Source organism: Citrifermentans bemidjiense Bem (assembly GCF_000020725.1).
Taxonomy (GTDB): domain Bacteria; phylum Desulfobacterota; class Desulfuromonadia; order Geobacterales; family Geobacteraceae; genus Geomonas; species Geomonas bemidjiensis.
Genome location: NC_011146.1, coordinates 70291 through 85295, shown reverse-complemented (window position 1 = coordinate 85295; position 15005 = coordinate 70291). Strand labels below are relative to the sequence as shown.

Annotated in this window: 12 protein-coding genes; 8 read left to right on the top strand and 4 right to left on the bottom strand. The window is 58.0% G+C overall.

Annotated features, from left to right (window positions below; all coding sequences use genetic code 11):
* Positions 1-2: 2 nt before the first annotated feature.
* From GBEM_RS00345 to GBEM_RS00330, 4 genes are all read right to left on the bottom strand, one after another.
* Complete coding sequence (locus GBEM_RS00345) at positions 3-1082, bottom strand: hydrogenase large subunit (RefSeq protein WP_012528510.1); 1080 nt, start codon at positions 1080-1082, stop codon at positions 3-5.
* A complete protein-coding gene (locus tag GBEM_RS00340) occupies positions 1079-1606 on the bottom strand; it encodes an NADH-quinone oxidoreductase subunit C (RefSeq protein ID WP_012528509.1) in 528 nt (175 codons plus the stop codon). The genes GBEM_RS00345 and GBEM_RS00340 overlap by 4 nt, the downstream gene beginning before the upstream one ends.
* Positions 1603-2601, bottom strand: coding sequence for an NADH-quinone oxidoreductase subunit B family protein (locus GBEM_RS22150; RefSeq protein WP_012528508.1), 999 nt, complete (start codon positions 2599-2601; stop codon positions 1603-1605). Before GBEM_RS22150 ends, GBEM_RS00340 begins: the two co-directional genes overlap by 4 nt.
* Positions 2602-3036: 435 nt before the next feature.
* On the bottom strand, positions 3037-3699 hold the full coding sequence (locus tag GBEM_RS00330; protein ID WP_012528507.1) for a Crp/Fnr family transcriptional regulator: 663 nt from the start codon (positions 3697-3699) through the stop codon (positions 3037-3039).
* 186 nt (positions 3700-3885) lie between these two features.
* Between GBEM_RS00330 and GBEM_RS00325 the strand changes: the two genes are divergently transcribed.
* The 8 genes from GBEM_RS00325 to GBEM_RS00295 all read left to right on the top strand — a co-directional run bounded on the left by GBEM_RS00325 (position 3886) and on the right by GBEM_RS00295 (position 14932).
* A complete protein-coding gene (locus tag GBEM_RS00325) occupies positions 3886-5622 on the top strand; it encodes a response regulator (protein ID WP_012528506.1) in 1737 nt (578 codons plus the stop codon).
* A gap of 471 nt (positions 5623-6093) precedes the next feature.
* Positions 6094-7227, top strand: a complete 1134-nt coding sequence (locus tag GBEM_RS00320; protein WP_012528505.1) for an efflux RND transporter periplasmic adaptor subunit — start codon at positions 6094-6096, stop codon at positions 7225-7227.
* Positions 7224-10325 carry an efflux RND transporter permease subunit gene (locus GBEM_RS00315; RefSeq protein WP_012528504.1) on the top strand — a complete coding sequence of 1034 codons (3102 nt, stop codon included), beginning with the start codon at positions 7224-7226 and terminating at the stop codon, positions 10323-10325. Before GBEM_RS00320 ends, GBEM_RS00315 begins: the two co-directional genes overlap by 4 nt.
* Positions 10326-10501: 176 nt before the next feature.
* Complete coding sequence (locus tag GBEM_RS00310; RefSeq protein ID WP_012528503.1) at positions 10502-11320, top strand: tetratricopeptide repeat protein; 819 nt, start codon at positions 10502-10504, stop codon at positions 11318-11320.
* Between the two features lie 107 nt (positions 11321-11427).
* On the top strand, positions 11428-12231 hold the full coding sequence (locus tag GBEM_RS20530; protein ID WP_012528502.1) for an FRG domain-containing protein: 804 nt from the start codon (positions 11428-11430) through the stop codon (positions 12229-12231).
* Positions 12232-12475: 244 nt separating this feature from the next.
* On the top strand, positions 12476-13234 hold the full coding sequence (locus GBEM_RS20280; protein ID WP_148212879.1) for a hypothetical protein: 759 nt from the start codon (positions 12476-12478) through the stop codon (positions 13232-13234).
* A gap of 607 nt (positions 13235-13841) precedes the next feature.
* The gene (locus tag GBEM_RS00300; protein WP_012528500.1) at positions 13842-14249 is read left to right on the top strand and encodes an MbcA/ParS/Xre antitoxin family protein; all 408 of its coding nucleotides are present in this window, start codon (positions 13842-13844) and stop codon (positions 14247-14249) included.
* Positions 14249-14932 (top strand): RES family NAD+ phosphorylase, encoded by a 684-nt coding sequence (locus GBEM_RS00295; RefSeq protein WP_012528499.1) that lies wholly within the window; start codon positions 14249-14251, stop codon positions 14930-14932. Before GBEM_RS00300 ends, GBEM_RS00295 begins: the two co-directional genes overlap by 1 nt.
* The last annotated feature ends 73 nt before the right edge of the window (positions 14933-15005 follow it).

Sequence of the window (15005 nt, the reverse complement as noted above, 5' to 3'; positions counted from 1 at the left end):
TCCTAGCGGTCCGTGCAGGCGATGCAGGGGTCGATGCTGTTCACGATGAGCGGGATGTTCGCCACCGGCTCGCCGTGGAGCATCACCTTGAGCGCGTCCCAGTTCATGTAGGAAGGGACCCGCCATTTCAGACGCAGCGGGAAGTCGGTGCCGTCGGTCCTCAGGTAATAGACCAGCTCGCCCCGCGGCGCCTCCGACTTGGCGACCGCCTCCCCCGCCGGAATCTCAGGGAGGAGGTCTGCGCAAAGCGGCCCGGGTACCAGCCCCGCCAGGCACTGCTCGATGAGAGAGACCGACTGCCGCGCCTCCGCAAGCCGGACCAGGTTCCGGGCCCGGACGTCCCCCGCCTGCTGCAGGGAGGTACTGAACTCCAGCCGGTCATAGGCACCGTAGGGGCTCTTCTTGCGCACGTCGTAGTCGATGCCGCAGGCGCGCGCCACGGGACCCACCACCGCGCACTCGATCGCCTCAAGCCTGGGCAAGACGCCAACGCCTGCGGTCCGCGCCATGATCGCCGGGTTGTTCTGGAACTGCAGGTACAGCTCGTCCAGCGGCGCTTTCATGGCCTCCATCTGCCGGGCGAGGTACATTGCCGCGTCCGGCGTCAGGTCGTAGCGCACCCCGCCGATGCAGTTCGCCGCGAGGTCCATGCGGTTGCCGTAGATCGCCTCCTTGGAGCGCTGCATGATCTCCCGGACTTCCATCGCCCGCCTGAAGAGCGCCGTCTGGCCGATCAGGTTCGCCTGCACGGCGCAGCAAAAGAGATGCGACGCGATGCGCTTGATCTCGTCCGCCACGGCGCGCAGGTATTCGGCCCGCTCGGGAATCGCCACCCCCGCCACCTCCTCGATGGCGGAGCAGAAGGTGCTCGGGTGGCTGTTGGAGCAAAGCGAGCAGAGGCGCTCCAAGAGGGTGATGTTCTGGTAGAGGTTCCTGCGCATCACCAGGTGCTCCATGCCCCGGTGCACCTGCCCCGGCTGCACGTCCAGCCCCGCCACGCGATCCCCCTCCAGCTTCACCCGGAAGTACATCGGCTCCTCGAGGGCCAGTTGGTGGGGCCCAAGTTCGATGACGCTGCTCATGGCTTCTCCTTGGCGGCGAGCACCTTTTCCCAGAGCGCTTTCCCTCCGGCGCCGTTGGTGAAGGTGGAATAAGGGATGAGCCGTTCGAACGGGGCGTCGGGGACGCTGTCGGCCAGGAACAGCCGGCGCGGGTCGGGGTGTCCCACCACCTGGATCTCGTAGAGTTCCATCAGCTCCCGCTCGTGCCAGTCGCAGTTGCGGAAGATGGGGGTGAGGGAAGGGACCTGCGCCCCTTCCAGCGGCAAGGGAACGGTCAGGGTGAGGGTGGCGCCGTCGAGGTCGAAGTGGTAGGCGATCTCGCGTCCCCCCTTCTCCCTGGCCTTTTCCGTGAGGTAGGCCGTCACCATGCTCAGGCGCCCCTGTATGGACGCGATGGCGCGCCCCACGGCAAGGAGCGAGTCTGCGGAGGGAAGCCGGCACCAGCCGGTCAGGCCCCCCTTCCGGTCCCGGCGCCAGGTGGCGACGGTCTCTTCCCCCGCCGCAGCGGCGAGGAGGGCGGCAACCTCATCGATCAACGTGGTCATCGTCTCACTGCTCCTATGCTCAGTTGTTGCCGGCAGGCCGGACAGAGGGTCTTAAGGTGTTCGATTTCGGGGGTAGGGCGGCGAAAGGCCGCGTGCAGGAGTTCCGGGGCCACGGCAATGAGGGGAGAACCGCAACCGGAGCAGGGGGTATAAGGGACCTCTCCCTGCTCGGAGAAGCGGAAGGTTTGCCCGCCGCGGTGGGCAAGATGCCAATCGCCGGTCACCGACAAGGCGCCGGTCGGGCAGTAATGGCTGCAGAGGCCGCAAAAAACACAGCTGTTGTGCCAGAGCGTGAGCCGAACCCCCTCTGGCGAGCCGGGGGACAGGCTCCGCAGGTGCCTGTCCTCCTTGTTGCCGCTAGGGGACTGGCTCCGCAGGTGCCTGTCCCCCTTGTCCCCCTTGATATCGAAGTGAATAGCCCCGGCGGCGCAGACGTGCCGGCACATGCGGCAGTCCACGCAGGCCTTGGGGTCAAAGCTCATCCGGCCGCGGATGGGGAATTGCTGCGCCGGTTCATCCGCCGGCTTGGCCAGGGGGGGCGCCGCAAATACGGCATCCACTCCCTTGCTGCGGGCGCGCCAGAGATCCCGCGCCTGGGCGATCCCGGCCAGGAGAGCCTGGGGACGGGGCGGGCATCCCGGCACGTTGAGGTCCACCGGCAGGTAACGCTGCACCGGGCCGTCGACCGCATAGCTGTCGCGGAAGACCCCACCGGAGACCGGGCAGACGCCGACCGCCACCGTCACCTTGGTTTCCGGCGCCTCTGCGTAGAGTCGCAGCGCCTCGTTCCGGGCGCGGACGGTAAGGGGGCCGGTGATAAGGAGTATGTCCGCCTCATGCGGCTCCTCCGTATAGCGGCACCCCAACTGCTCCACGTCGAACTCGTCCACCGCAGCGGTGACCGCCAGCTCCACGTCGCATCCGTTGCAGGAACCGGTATTGATGCGAAAAAGCCGTACCGGCTCCGCTGGAGTTTCTTTTACCTGGTCTTGCATGGGTTCTCCCGACTGGCGCAAACGGCTTGTCTGCGTGGTCCCGGATGAGAAGGATCACCGGGGTTGGCAGGCAATGTAGGCCAAAATCGGGCGGCGGTCTGTCGGGCAGCCGACAGTTCGGAGATTAATTTTGGAGGTGCGGGTGAGGTGGGCAGTCAATCCCCTCAAAGGGTGCGGGGGTGAGGGATCTCGGCAGAGTTGTGGGGGGAACCCTTATGTGATGACCATGCGAAAGAGGTGAGCGAGGCAGCGTTGTCCGAGTCCCCCCTCCCCTTGCGGGAGGGGGTTAGGGGGTGGGGGTAGGTGCCACTGTTTGCGCTGTAGGCAAGTTCACCCACCCCCCTGCCCCCTCCCGTCAAGGGAGGGGGAGCTGGAAACTGCTCGATGAAGATAGTGCAAATGCCTAACCGAAACTGCCTGGGGAGCGATGAGGATTTACAGTTCCCTAAGCGCCTTGAGTGCGTCCATGTCGGTGATAAGGAGGGTCTTGCGGTCGATCTTACGCAGCAGGTCGGCCTTTATGAAGTCGTTGACGATCTGGGAGATGGTCTGGCGCGTGGTGCCGATGAGCAGGGCGATGTCCTCGGTGCCGAGGCCCAGTTGCACCACCGTCCCTTCGGTGCTCGCCCGGCCGCGCTCGGCGGCGGCACCCAGCAGGAAATCCACCAGGCGCAGGCGGACGTCCTTGAAGGCGAGCCCCTCGATGGTCTCTATCGAGTTCTTCAGGAGCTCTCCCAGCACCTTTACCATAGTGAGCGAGAGTTCCGGCCGCCGCGCCACCGCCTCCCGGAACGTTGCCGTACTGCAGACGAGGATCTCGCTTCCTTCCAGCGCCTGCACGAAAGCGGGCGTATGGGTACTGAAGACATCCCCCGGCTCCAGGAGCGCCAGGGTGAACTCCTTGTCCTCGTAAGCGAGGTAGACCCGAAGCCGGCCGCTTTTCACCACGAACACCAGGTTCTTCTCCTCGAACGGAGAATAGACCAGTGCCTTCGGGGGGTAGTGGCGGGTGGTGAAATGGGCGAGGAACTGATCGGAGTCAGCGGGGTTAAAAAGCGATAAGAGGTCCGCGGCAGTGAGCTTCATCTTGTTCGGCATCGGGTTGCACCTTTCATCAAGCGATCATTGATTGCATCATAGGCAACGCCGCTGCTCCCTGCAAGATGAGAAACGCGGTCGCGTCTGTTTCATCTCCACTTCCCGCAGCGGGCAACCGGCAAGGGGTTGTTATCATCGTTCTTTTTGTTAGTATTTTCCAATGATATTTTAGCGAGGGAGACTTTCATGGGAAAGGAACGAGATATTCTGATCGTCGACGACAACCAGGTGGTCTGCGATGTTCTGACTGAACTATTCCGCAACGAGGGGTTCGACAGTTGGGGTGTTGCCACGGGCGAGGCGTGCCTCGATGAAGTGACCCGCGCTTCCTGCAAGCTGGTGATGCTGGATGTGCGCCTCCCCGGGATCAGCGGCATCGAGGTTCTCGAAGCCATCCGGCGTGACCACCCTAGGACGGAAGTGATCATCATGACCAGCCATGTATCGCTGGAGACGGCGGTCCAGGCCCTGCGCCTGGGAGCCCAGGATTACCTTTTCAAGCCCTTCGACGACCTGGAGATGGTGATCGCCACCGTTAACAAGGCGCTGGAGCGCCGCCGCCTCGTCGAGGAGCGCGACAAGCTGGTGCGCACCCTGACCGACCTGGCCATCGAGAACGGCCGCATCCTCGCCGAATGCCGCCGGGTAAACAGCAGCCTTGAGGAAAAGGTGGCGCAGCGGACCGCCGAACTTTCCAAGTCGAACCTGCAGCAAAAGGCCATCATCGCCGAACTGCACGAAGCGAAGGAAGCCGCCGAAGCAGCCAACCGGGCCAAGTCGCAATTTCTCGCCAACATGAGCCACGAGATCCGCACGCCGATGAACGGTGTCCTCGGCATGGCCGAACTCCTGCTGCACTCAGAGCTCGACGAGAAGCAGAAGAGCTACGTCAAGATACTGCACCAATCCGGCGAATCGCTCCTCGGCATCATCAACGACATCCTCAACATCTCCAAGATCGAGGCGGGAAGGCTGGAGATAGAGAGGATTCCTTTCGATCTGCACGAAACTGCGCGCGGCGCGGTGGAACTCTACCGGGAAGTCGGCCGGCGCAAGGGCGTAGCGGTGGAGCTGCAGATCGAGGAGGACGTTCCGCGCTGCGTCGTCGGTGACCCGAGCCGCCTGCGGCAGGTCCTGATCAACGTCGTCAACAACGGCTTGAAATTCACCGATAAGGGGTCGGTACAGGTTCGCGTCACCCTGGTGGAGCAGTACCAAAACGGGCAGTACGTAGCCTTTGAGGTGAAGGACACGGGGATTGGGATACCCGCTGACTGCATCGGCGACATCTTCGGCTTATTCGCCCAAGTGGACGGCTCGACCACGCGGAAGTACGGAGGGACCGGGTTGGGACTGGCGATAGCGAAGCAACTGGTTGAGCTGATGGGGGGCGCAATAGGGGTAGAGAGCGAGCCGGGACAGGGCTCCACCTTCACTTTCATCGTCTTCCTGCACCGGCACGCCGACCAGACTACATGCGACGAGGACACGCCGGCCGAGCTGGATAATCCCATGGCAGCGGCTCGTGAGGTGCGGAAGTTCAACGCCCGCGTGCTGCTGGCCGAAGACAACCCGGTCAATTGCGAGGTGGCCTTCGCCATGATCGCCGCGCTGGGGTGCCAGGTTGACGTGGCCCAGGACGGAAGAGAAGCCGTCGAGGCCTTTACGCGCCAGCCGTACGACCTGATCTTCATGGATTGCCAGATGCCGGAGATGGACGGCTACCAGGCCACCCGAGCCATCCGCCAGCGGGAACTCGGCTCCGGCAGGCACACCACCGTGATCGCACTAACCGCCCACGCCATGGCGGGAGCCAGGGAACATTGCCTCAGTGCAGGAATGGACGACTACCTCAGCAAACCTTTCAACCTCGAACAGCTCCAGGAGCTGATCGTCAAATGGACCACCCCCCACCTCGCCTGATCGACCTGTGCGCCGACTTTTAGTGCAAAAGCATCTCCTCGCTTTTGGGAAAAAGGTGCCATCACGTCCCCCCCTTTGCGAAGGGGGGGCAGGGGGGATTTGCCTTTGCTGATATCTCTGGTTCCCAAGCTCCAGCTTGGGAACCCAATGCGGCGCAAAGCTCCAGCTTTGCACCAGTCGGAAGCCGGAGCTTCGGCAGGCCTTGCGTTCCCAAGGTGGACCTTGGGAACGAGGTCAAAGTGGGGGCACGGGGAATTGCCTTTGCTTGTCTCCCCTCGCCCTCTGGGAGAGGGGCGGGGGTGAGGGAGGTGGCGGCACGGGTGAGCTAAAAGCACCGCATGCGGCAATTCGCAATTTGCGCTTTTTTTCCTTCTTTCCCCGAGGATTTTAGTCGTATACTGGCGCCAATTTCAAAGCTTCCTCATTTAATTAAAATTACATCCGCTCAACGCGGGAGTAAGGCGGGGGATAATGTTTCCAGCAACAAGCCGCAGGTTCGTACAAGCAGTCAGCCTCGTAACAGTTCTTCTTTCCTTGTCCGCATGCTCCACCCAAAAAGAGAAACCGAAGGCCAAGCCCCCGGTGCCGGTGGCCGTCGCTACAGCGGCAAGAAAAGACGTCCCGGTGCAATTGAAGGCGATAGGGAACATCGAGCCATTTAACTCGGTCGCCATCAAGTCGCAGGTGAACGGCCAGATAGCGAAGGTCCATTTCCAGGACGGCTGCGACGTGCAGAAGGGGGCCTTGCTCGTCACCCTGCAACCGGAGTCGTTCCAGGCGGCTCTGAACCAAAGCGAGGCGGCTCTCACGCGGGATCTCGCCCAAGCCAAGTTCGCCAAGGAGCAGGCGGAACGCTACCGGCAGTTGGTCGCGGAAGGTATCGTCACCAAGGATCAGTACGATCAGCTGCGCACCAACGCCGAATCGGCCGCCGCGGCCGTGGCCGCGGACCGCGCCGCCATCGCCAACGCCAAAATCCAGCGCAACTATTGCTACATCCGCTCGCCCATCTCCGGCAGGACCGGAAACCTTGCGCTGCAACTCGGCAACCTGGTCAAGGCGAACGACCTGACTCTCGTCACGATCAATCAGATCAGCCCTATCTACGCGACTTTCTCCATCCCCGAGAAGAGCCTTCCCGAGGTGAAAAAAGCGATGGCGGGGCGCGCCCTGAAGATAGAGGCCGTCGTCCCCAACGATCCGAACGGCAAGGAGACCGGCACCATCAGCTTCCTGGACAATGCCGTGAATAGCGCCACAGGGACCATCCGACTCAAAGGGGTCTTCGCCAACGCCGACCGCAAACTCTGGCCGGGGCAGTTCGTCGATGTGGTGATGACGCTCGGCGTGAGGCGCGATGCGGTGGTCGTCCCGACTCAGGCGGTGCAGGTCGGCCAGCAGGGGCAGTACGTCTACGTCGTGAAGCCCGACAAGACGGCGGAGATGAGGTCGGTCACGGTAGCCGCGGAGCAGGCGGGGGAAAGCGTTATCGAGAAAGGCGTGGCCCCTGGTGAAACCGTGGTGGTCAGCGGCCAGCTGCGACTGACGCCGGGCGCGAAGGTCGAGCTTCCCTCCAGCCAGCCTACAGCGGTAAAAAGGCCATGAACATAGCGGAGCTTTTCATCCGCCGGCCGATCATGACCTCGCTCGTCATGATCGCCATCCTCATCTTCGGGATCGCCGCCTACCGGCTGCTGCCGGTGAACGACCTGCCCAACGTGGACTTCCCGACCATCCAGGTCAGCGCCAACCTCCCCGGCGCCAACCCGGACACCATGGCGTCGGCGGTAGCCACCCCGCTGGAGAATCAGCTCTCCACCATCGCCGGCGTCGACTCGATGACCTCCACCAACGGCATCGGCACCACCAGGATCACCATCCAATTCACGCTGGACCGCGACATCGACGCCGCGGCGCAGGACGTGCAGGCAGCCCTTTCGCTCGCCACCCGCGACCTGCCGAAGAACATGCCGACCCCGCCGTCGTTTCGCAAGGTGAACCCGGCCGACCAGCCGGTCCTCTACCTGGCGCTTTCTTCCCCCACACTCCCCCTTTCCGCCATCGACGAGTATGCCCAGACCATCATCGCGCGGAGGCTTTCCACCATCAGCGGCGTGGCCCAGGTGAACGTGTGGGGGTCGCAGAAATACGCGGTGCGTGCGCAGCTCGATCCGAGGATCATGGCGTCGCGCAGGATCGGCATCGACGAGGTCGCAACCGCCATCGGCGCGGCCAACGTCAACATGCCGACGGGCGTGCTGGACGGGGCCAAACAGGCGCACACCATCGACACCAACGGTCAGCTCTACAAGGCCGAGGCCTACCGCCCCATCGCCGTCGCCTATCGCGACGGGGCGCCTATTCGGCTGGAGGAGATCGGCAAAGTCATCGACAGCGTCGAGAACGCAAGGACCGCCAGCTGGTACAACAACACCCGCGCCATCATCCTCACCGTGCAGCGCCAGCCTGGGACCAACACCATCGAAGTCGTGGACAGCGTGAAGAAGCTCTTGCCGGCCTTCCGCGGACAGATGCCCGCCTCAGTGGAGCTGAACGTCCTCTACGACCGCTCCACCATGATCCGCGAGTCGATGACCGACGTGAAGTACACCCTTTGCCTCACCATCTGCCTGGTGATCATGGTGGTCTTCCTGTTCCTGCGCAATTTCTCCGCCACCGTCATCCCCTCCCTGGCCGTACCGATGTCCATCGTCGGGACCTTCTCGGTCATGTATCTACTCGGGTTCTCCGTCAACAACATCTCCATGATGGCCATCACCCTGGCCGTCGGCTTCGTCGTCGACGACGCCATCGTCATGCTGGAGAACATCGTCAGGCACATGGAAAAAGGAGAGGGCGCCATGCAGGCCGCCCTCAAAGGATCCAGGGAGATCGGGTTCACCATCGTCTCCATGACCATCTCGCTTGTCGCCGTCTTCATCCCCGTCCTCTTCATGCGGGGGATACTGGGGCGGCTGCTGCACGAGTTCGCCGTCACCATCAGCGCGGCCATCCTCGTCTCCGGTTTCGTTTCCCTGACCCTGACCCCCATGCTCTGCAGCCGGTTTCTGAAGCCGCAGTCAGCCATTCATCACGGCCGCTTCTACCTCGTGATGGAGCGCTTCTTCGACGGGCTGCGCGACCTGTACGGGCGCACCCTGAGCCAGGTCCTTTCGCATCGCCGCGTCACCATGATGGTCACCCTCATCATCACCATTTTGACCGTCTGGCTCTTCGTAAGGATTCCCACCGGATTTCTCCCCAGCGAGGACACCGGGAGGCTGAACGCCGACACCGAGGCCGCCCAGGGGACATCGTTTGCCGAGATGAAGCAGCTCCAGGAGTCCGTGGCGCAGATCATCGCCAAGGATCCCAACATTGAAGGGTTCATGTCGTCCATCGGCAGCGGGGGCGGGGCGAGCAACACCGGCCGTCTCTTCATGCGGCTGAAGCCCAGAAGCGAACGGAAGCTTTCTGCCGACGAGATCATCCAGGAACTGCGCCCCAAGCTCGCCAAGCTGCGGGGGATAAAGGTCTACCTGAGAAACGTCCCCTCCATCCAGATAGGCGGCACCTCGTCCAAGAGCCTGTACCAGTTCACCCTGCAAGGGCAGGACACGGACGAACTCTACAAGGCCGCCGCCGAGTTCGAGACCAGGCTGCGCTCTGTACCCGAACTACTGGACGTCGCCAGCGACCTGCAGATCAGCAACCCCCAAGTGCGCGTCGAGATAAACCGCGACAAGGCCGCAGCCTTAGGATTGTCCGTGTTGCAGGTGGAGGACGCCCTTTCCTACGCCTACAGCACGCGGCAGGTCTCGTCGATTCTTGCGCCGAGCAACCAATACCAGGTCATCCTGGAGCTGGACCCGCTCTACCAGGGGGACCCGGCGGCGCTCGGCATGCTCTACATCCACAGCAGTTCCGGCGACCTCGTGCCGCTCGACACCATCGCCACCATCAGCAAGACCATCGGTCCTTTGACCGTCAACCATCTGCAGCAGCTCCCGGCGGTCAACATCAGCTTCAACCTCCGCCCCGATGTCTCGTTGGGGGACGCCATAGCCATAGTCGACAAGCTGGCCCCGAGCATCCTCCCCCCCGGCGTGAGCAAGCAGTTCCAGGGAACCGCCCAGGCCTTCCAGTCCTCCTTCAGCGGGTTGCTGATTCTGCTGGCCTTGGCCGTCTTCGTCATCTATCTCGTGCTCGGCGTCCTCTACGAAAGTTACATACACCCCGTCACCATCCTCTCCGGCCTTCCCTCCGCCGGGTTCGGGGCGCTGGTCACACTGATGCTCTTCGGCAGCGAGCTCAACATCTACGGGTTTGTGGGGATCATCATGCTGATCGGCATCGTGAAGAAGAACGCCATCATGATGATCGACTTCGCGCTGGAAGCGGAAAGGGTAGAGGGGAAAAGCCCGGTCGACGCTATATACGAGGGCGCGCTGGTGAGGTTCAGGCCGATCATGATGACCACAATGGCGGCGCTGATGGGGACCCTGCCGATAGCGTTGGGGTTAGGCGCAGGCGGCGAGGCCCGTCAGCCGCTGGGGTTAGCTGTAGTCGGCGGATTGCTGACCTCCCAGCTGTTGACCCTCTACATCACCCCTGTTGTCTACTACTACATGGATAGGCTGCTACGGATGGTTAGAAGCAGGAAGAGCGTCCCTGTGGCAGGGGTCGGCGATGTTGCCGATTAGCCGCATCGGGAGGCAGAAGCCATTAGCCACGGAGGCACGGAGAGGATCGGCTGCCAACACTGTCCCCTGAAAAGCTTCCTGTATAAGGAACTGAGGTAAGGTAGGTATACAGGCAACAAATTACCTGTATAGGGAACCGGCAACTTATATAGCATCATCAAAAAAGGAGGAAAGACATGAAAAAGATGTTTGCGTTAGTGGTTTGCCTTGCTGTGATTTTTCCAAATATTGTTATGGCAGCCTCAATCGAAAAGGCGGAAATGTACAGACAGAACGGGCTCACAGCAGAAGCGAAAAGGGAACTTATTGACATCATTTATACGAAAGAGGATAGGGCTAAGCCCGAAGCCTACTATCTGCTTGGAACTATAGCTTTCGGTGAAAGGAACATCTCATCTGCTCTGGACTTATGGAAAAAACTAATTGAAAAATATCCGAAATCATCACAAGCAGCACTTGTCAAGGACAGGGTAAAACAATTAGCAGAAATCACAGGAGAAGTTACGAAGGTAACGATAGAAAATGCTGTTGCACAATCATATTTACGGCACGCTGATTTCTGGTCTGAAAGGAAAAAGGAAATATTTGTTATCGATTCAAGTTGGATCCCACAGGTTGAAGCAGCAATAAAATGGTATGACAAGGTTATTCTGGAGTTCCCGAAATCCGAAGCGGCTAAGATTGCCTACGAAGGCAAACTAAAAACAATTATCGGCTGGGAAGAAACAGGTCGTTATGGAGAGCAACATGGTTTAAAGGGAAACTTTTACAAATATATGCCAATGATGTTGTCAACATTCGCGGCCTTTGAGTCAGATCACCCGGATGCGTCTACTCTACAATCATTTAGATATCAGATCGCCCAAGCCTACTGGAGCAATAGAGACTGGGAGAAGACTAGAGAATGGTTGAAGCTAATGATGGAAAAATCGGGGCCAAATGACAGTTTTTATAAAGACTTAGCTTCCCGGCGGCTAGAGAAAGTGGAATATTAGTTCGAGTTTCGCCCCCTAGCATCTTGTTCAACCATCGGCACGACCCCTCTCCCGCCCGCCGGTCGGGGGGTAGCCTCACTCCCGTTAAAGATGAAGGAAAAGATAACATGCATGTAGTAAATCTCGCGACGTGGGAAGAATTCGAAGGAAATGTGTTCGCTCTGTACCAACTTTTACACCCGAAGGTCCCTGAAAATAAAAGCTATGTTTCACCTTTGTTATTCAGAGGACATTCAAATGCATCATGGTTGCTAGAAACAACCCTAGAAAGAGTCGCGGGAAAGTGTTTTAGGGCCGACGAGTATTACAATATAATGCTTTCGGTACAACCGGCGATTCAGTCTTTTACTGAAAAAACATGGGAATTCGCTCATTCATATCCAAATGATGATGGCACCCCTAAACCTCCGCCTGGATATGAGTTCATGGCATATCTGCGACACCATGGTTTTCCATCGCCACTCCTAGACTGGTCACGTTCTCCATACATTGCCGCATTCTTTGCTTTCCAATCGCCAGAACTGCATTCACATGATGACAATGTCGCTATTTATGTTTTTGTAGAATATCTAGCTGCTGGAAAGAGCGGAATGTTGAGCGAAGCAACTATTATAGGTTGCGGACCGCATGTAACCACACATAAAAGACATTTCAATCAACAGAGTGAATATACAATTTGCAGGAAAATCAAGGAAGACAGAGTCTTCTACTGCTGCCATGAAGAAGCTTTTGCAAGAGATGAAGGGAGCCAAGATCTGCTCTTTAAGTACATCCTACCAAGGAGCGAAAGAGGTAAGGTTTTGGAGAGGCTACATATGATGAACATAACAGCCTACTCTCTCTATGGAAGTGAAGACAGTCTTATTTCTACTCTTGCATACCAGGAAATCAACCGCAAGCGCCGCATCTGAATTCGACCACCAGGGAGAGAGTGGGCACAGGGGTTGGTGGGCACAGGGGTCGCGTCTGTAAAATTGACAGAGTCATTGAAGCGATCGAGCCTGGGAGTCTTGCTTCTTGATGTTCTGCTCACAGGCTTTTGTGATGGTACCCTCAGGATCTTCCGTTTATCGAGCTTCTGCGTGAAGTTTGAGCCCCAGAGCCGAAACGCGGCCAGGGGGTCACGGCCCAGCCGTTAACTGAAAAATGGGAAACATGAACTATATTATCTCAGGTCTAAACCTGGTTGTCTTGGCAGCGATCTTTGTTGTTTTGTTGCTTCTTAGGCACTACCTGCCATCTTACACTAAAAAAAAGGGCGAAAATCTTGCTACCAAAGAAGATGTTGGGGATATCACTGACAGAATTGAACGAGTAAAGGCACTTTATTCATCGCAGCTCGAAGAGATTAAAGCGACGATCTCCTCAATACGCAACGAGAGAGAGGAATTCAATAAAAGCCGGAGAGAATGTCTCCTCAATTTTTATGATCAGATTGTTGAATTCTATTATGAAAAAATTGCCGTGAATTTTGGTGATTTTCCGATGGATGACGGTGCATCTATGGCAGGTTTTCAGGATGAATTTAACAAACTAATAACAGCCATGTTAAAGAGCTACCAAAGGATAGTTGTTTATTTTGATCAACCGGAACCGGTAAGAATTGAATCAGAAAACATCGTGAATGAGGTGTTGGCCGCACGTACAGCGTTTAAAAAGCACTTCGGAAATGTAAAGCTGACTCATATTAATGAGTGCCAGGCATGGCAATCAGGAGACAGAGGTCGCATCGATATAGCTGTCCCTGCTGCGAATGAAGCGAATATAAAATATTGGGATGCAATGGGGCCGGTTGTCGAAAAGCTAAAGCTGTCACTTCAGCGATATTTGCTTGAAACTAATAAATCATTGAAACCGGCGGAGACGTCTAATATCCCAGAAGCAATATTTGCGACTGACGACAGAAAGAGCTAACCAGGATGTTGGTGCGGTCAAGCCGCACACCACCCACGCCGTTGAAATCGCGTAACAAGGGGGACGTCCATGCGTTCATGCGTTTCTATCTTCTTCCGGCGAGAATCGCATCATCATCGCATGGACGACCCCCTTCAGCTAATGGATGGTCTTTTGACCCGCGCCGGGTTCACCATCGAACATAAGCAGATCAATGAAGGGGCCAGGGGGTCAGGTCTTGCTTCTTGATGTTTTGTCACAGGGGCTTTTAGCGGGCCAACATGGGCAGGAAAAAGATAATCAAGATACAAGACCTGACCCCCTGGCCTGTTAATCGGCGCTCCGTTTTATATGAACGTATGTCCGTTTCAGTTTAACGGCCCTCCGTTTTTCCGAATCCCACCTCGAACTGAAGCTTCAAGGTTCAGCGCAGGCTGATTCCCATCTTTGAGTGAACCTGCCTTATCTGCCAGACCATTTGCCTAGGAGGCACGAAGACAATCCACTCCCACCGTTTCAAGTTCTAACCACGCACTCCCGTGCGCACGGCCTTGGCTTTTCACACTTTGGTGTTGCATAGTAAACATTTCATGTTTATTATTATTCACAAGAGAGGGGGGGCCAAAACATGCCAGTCAGCGCGATCCAACAAAGAAACAACGACTTTCGAAGCCCCGAGGGGCGTTCGGCTTTGGCGAAGATGGTGATTAAACTCTTCGGGCTTTGGGAGCTCACGACGGCCGATCAGCTTGAACTGCTCGGGTTGAGCGCAAAGAGCCGTTCCCTTCTGTCCCGGTACGCTAAAGGTGACGCTCTGCCGGAAGGACGCGATACTCTGGATCGCGTGGGGTGGCTCTTGGCGATTCATAAAGCACTCCGGCTCTTGTACCCCCAAAACCCGGAGATCCGTTACTCCTGGGTAAATCGCCGCAACGAAGCCTTTGGCAATCTGCGCCCACTGGATGTGATGAAGGAGCAGGGAATCATCGGCTTGGCCCGTGTCTCTCGCTACCTCGACTACTACAGGGGGCTTTAGTGAAGGTTCTGTTCGATAAGGTCAGGGATTTTGACGATGATGTGTTCAGGAATATCGTCTCCCTGCGTGAATCGCAGGATCTATTTGACGACCTGACAGTTGATGAGGGAGCGACTCAATACGCGATCGACGCTGAGGCCCAGGTCAAGTCAAGCCTCCCCTCCGGGGTCATCGAAAGAGGATTCGACTACACCACTGCCATTGATTACCCATTCACCAATGAGCCATACCTTTTGTCCCGATATGGCAATGGATCCTTCGGGGTCTGGTACGGCGCCTTGGATCTCGAAACGACACTGTATGAAACGCTTTACCATACCGTGAGGGAAGAATCGAAGATAGAAGGTATCAGCGGTATTTTGAAGAGGGAAAGGGCCGTCTATCTGGTGAGGACACGTGCGATCCTCATTGACTTGGTGGGGAAGGAAAATAGATATCCGGAACTTATTTCCGACAGCTACGCTCTCACCCAGCAGATCGCCGAACGAGTTCACAAAGAGCACCCCGGCCTGCTGGCACCATCCGCCCGATACTCGGGCACCAACCTCATCGCCTTTACCCCAAAGATACTGAGCAATCCCAGAGTGAACTGCTACCTGACCTACACCTATGACTATCAGAAGAAAAGCGTTGTAGTTGAGCGACGACCTGGCGAGGTGATCCTCGAACGGTCATTTGCCTGACTCATCGAGCGACGGCCAGAAAACAATCAGGGAGGCTAAAGAAAAAGTGCCAGCTGCGGCAATCGCAACTGGC

What these genes read in the sequence shown, in the direction of transcription:
- GBEM_RS00300 (WP_012528500.1), top strand. Translation starts at nt 13,842, where the DNA reads ATGCCAGTCAGCGCGATCCAACAAAGAAACAACGACTTTCGAAGCCCC.
- GBEM_RS00330 (WP_012528507.1), bottom strand. Translation starts at nt 3,699, where the DNA reads ATGCCGAACAAGATGAAGCTCACTGCCGCGGACCTCTTATCGCTTTTT.
- GBEM_RS00340 (WP_012528509.1), bottom strand. Translation starts at nt 1,606, where the DNA reads ATGACCACGTTGATCGATGAGGTTGCCGCCCTCCTCGCCGCTGCGGCG.
- GBEM_RS20530 (WP_012528502.1), top strand. Translation starts at nt 11,428, where the DNA reads ATGCATGTAGTAAATCTCGCGACGTGGGAAGAATTCGAAGGAAATGTG.
- GBEM_RS00345 (WP_012528510.1), bottom strand. Translation starts at nt 1,082, where the DNA reads ATGAGCAGCGTCATCGAACTTGGGCCCCACCAACTGGCCCTCGAGGAG.
- GBEM_RS20280 (WP_148212879.1), top strand. Translation starts at nt 12,476, where the DNA reads ATGAACTATATTATCTCAGGTCTAAACCTGGTTGTCTTGGCAGCGATC.
- GBEM_RS00315 (WP_012528504.1), top strand. Translation starts at nt 7,224, where the DNA reads ATGAACATAGCGGAGCTTTTCATCCGCCGGCCGATCATGACCTCGCTC.
- GBEM_RS00325 (WP_012528506.1), top strand. Translation starts at nt 3,886, where the DNA reads ATGGGAAAGGAACGAGATATTCTGATCGTCGACGACAACCAGGTGGTC.
- GBEM_RS22150 (WP_012528508.1), bottom strand. Translation starts at nt 2,601, where the DNA reads ATGCAAGACCAGGTAAAAGAAACTCCAGCGGAGCCGGTACGGCTTTTT.
- GBEM_RS00310 (WP_012528503.1), top strand. Translation starts at nt 10,502, where the DNA reads ATGAAAAAGATGTTTGCGTTAGTGGTTTGCCTTGCTGTGATTTTTCCA.
- GBEM_RS00320 (WP_012528505.1), top strand. Translation starts at nt 6,094, where the DNA reads ATGTTTCCAGCAACAAGCCGCAGGTTCGTACAAGCAGTCAGCCTCGTA.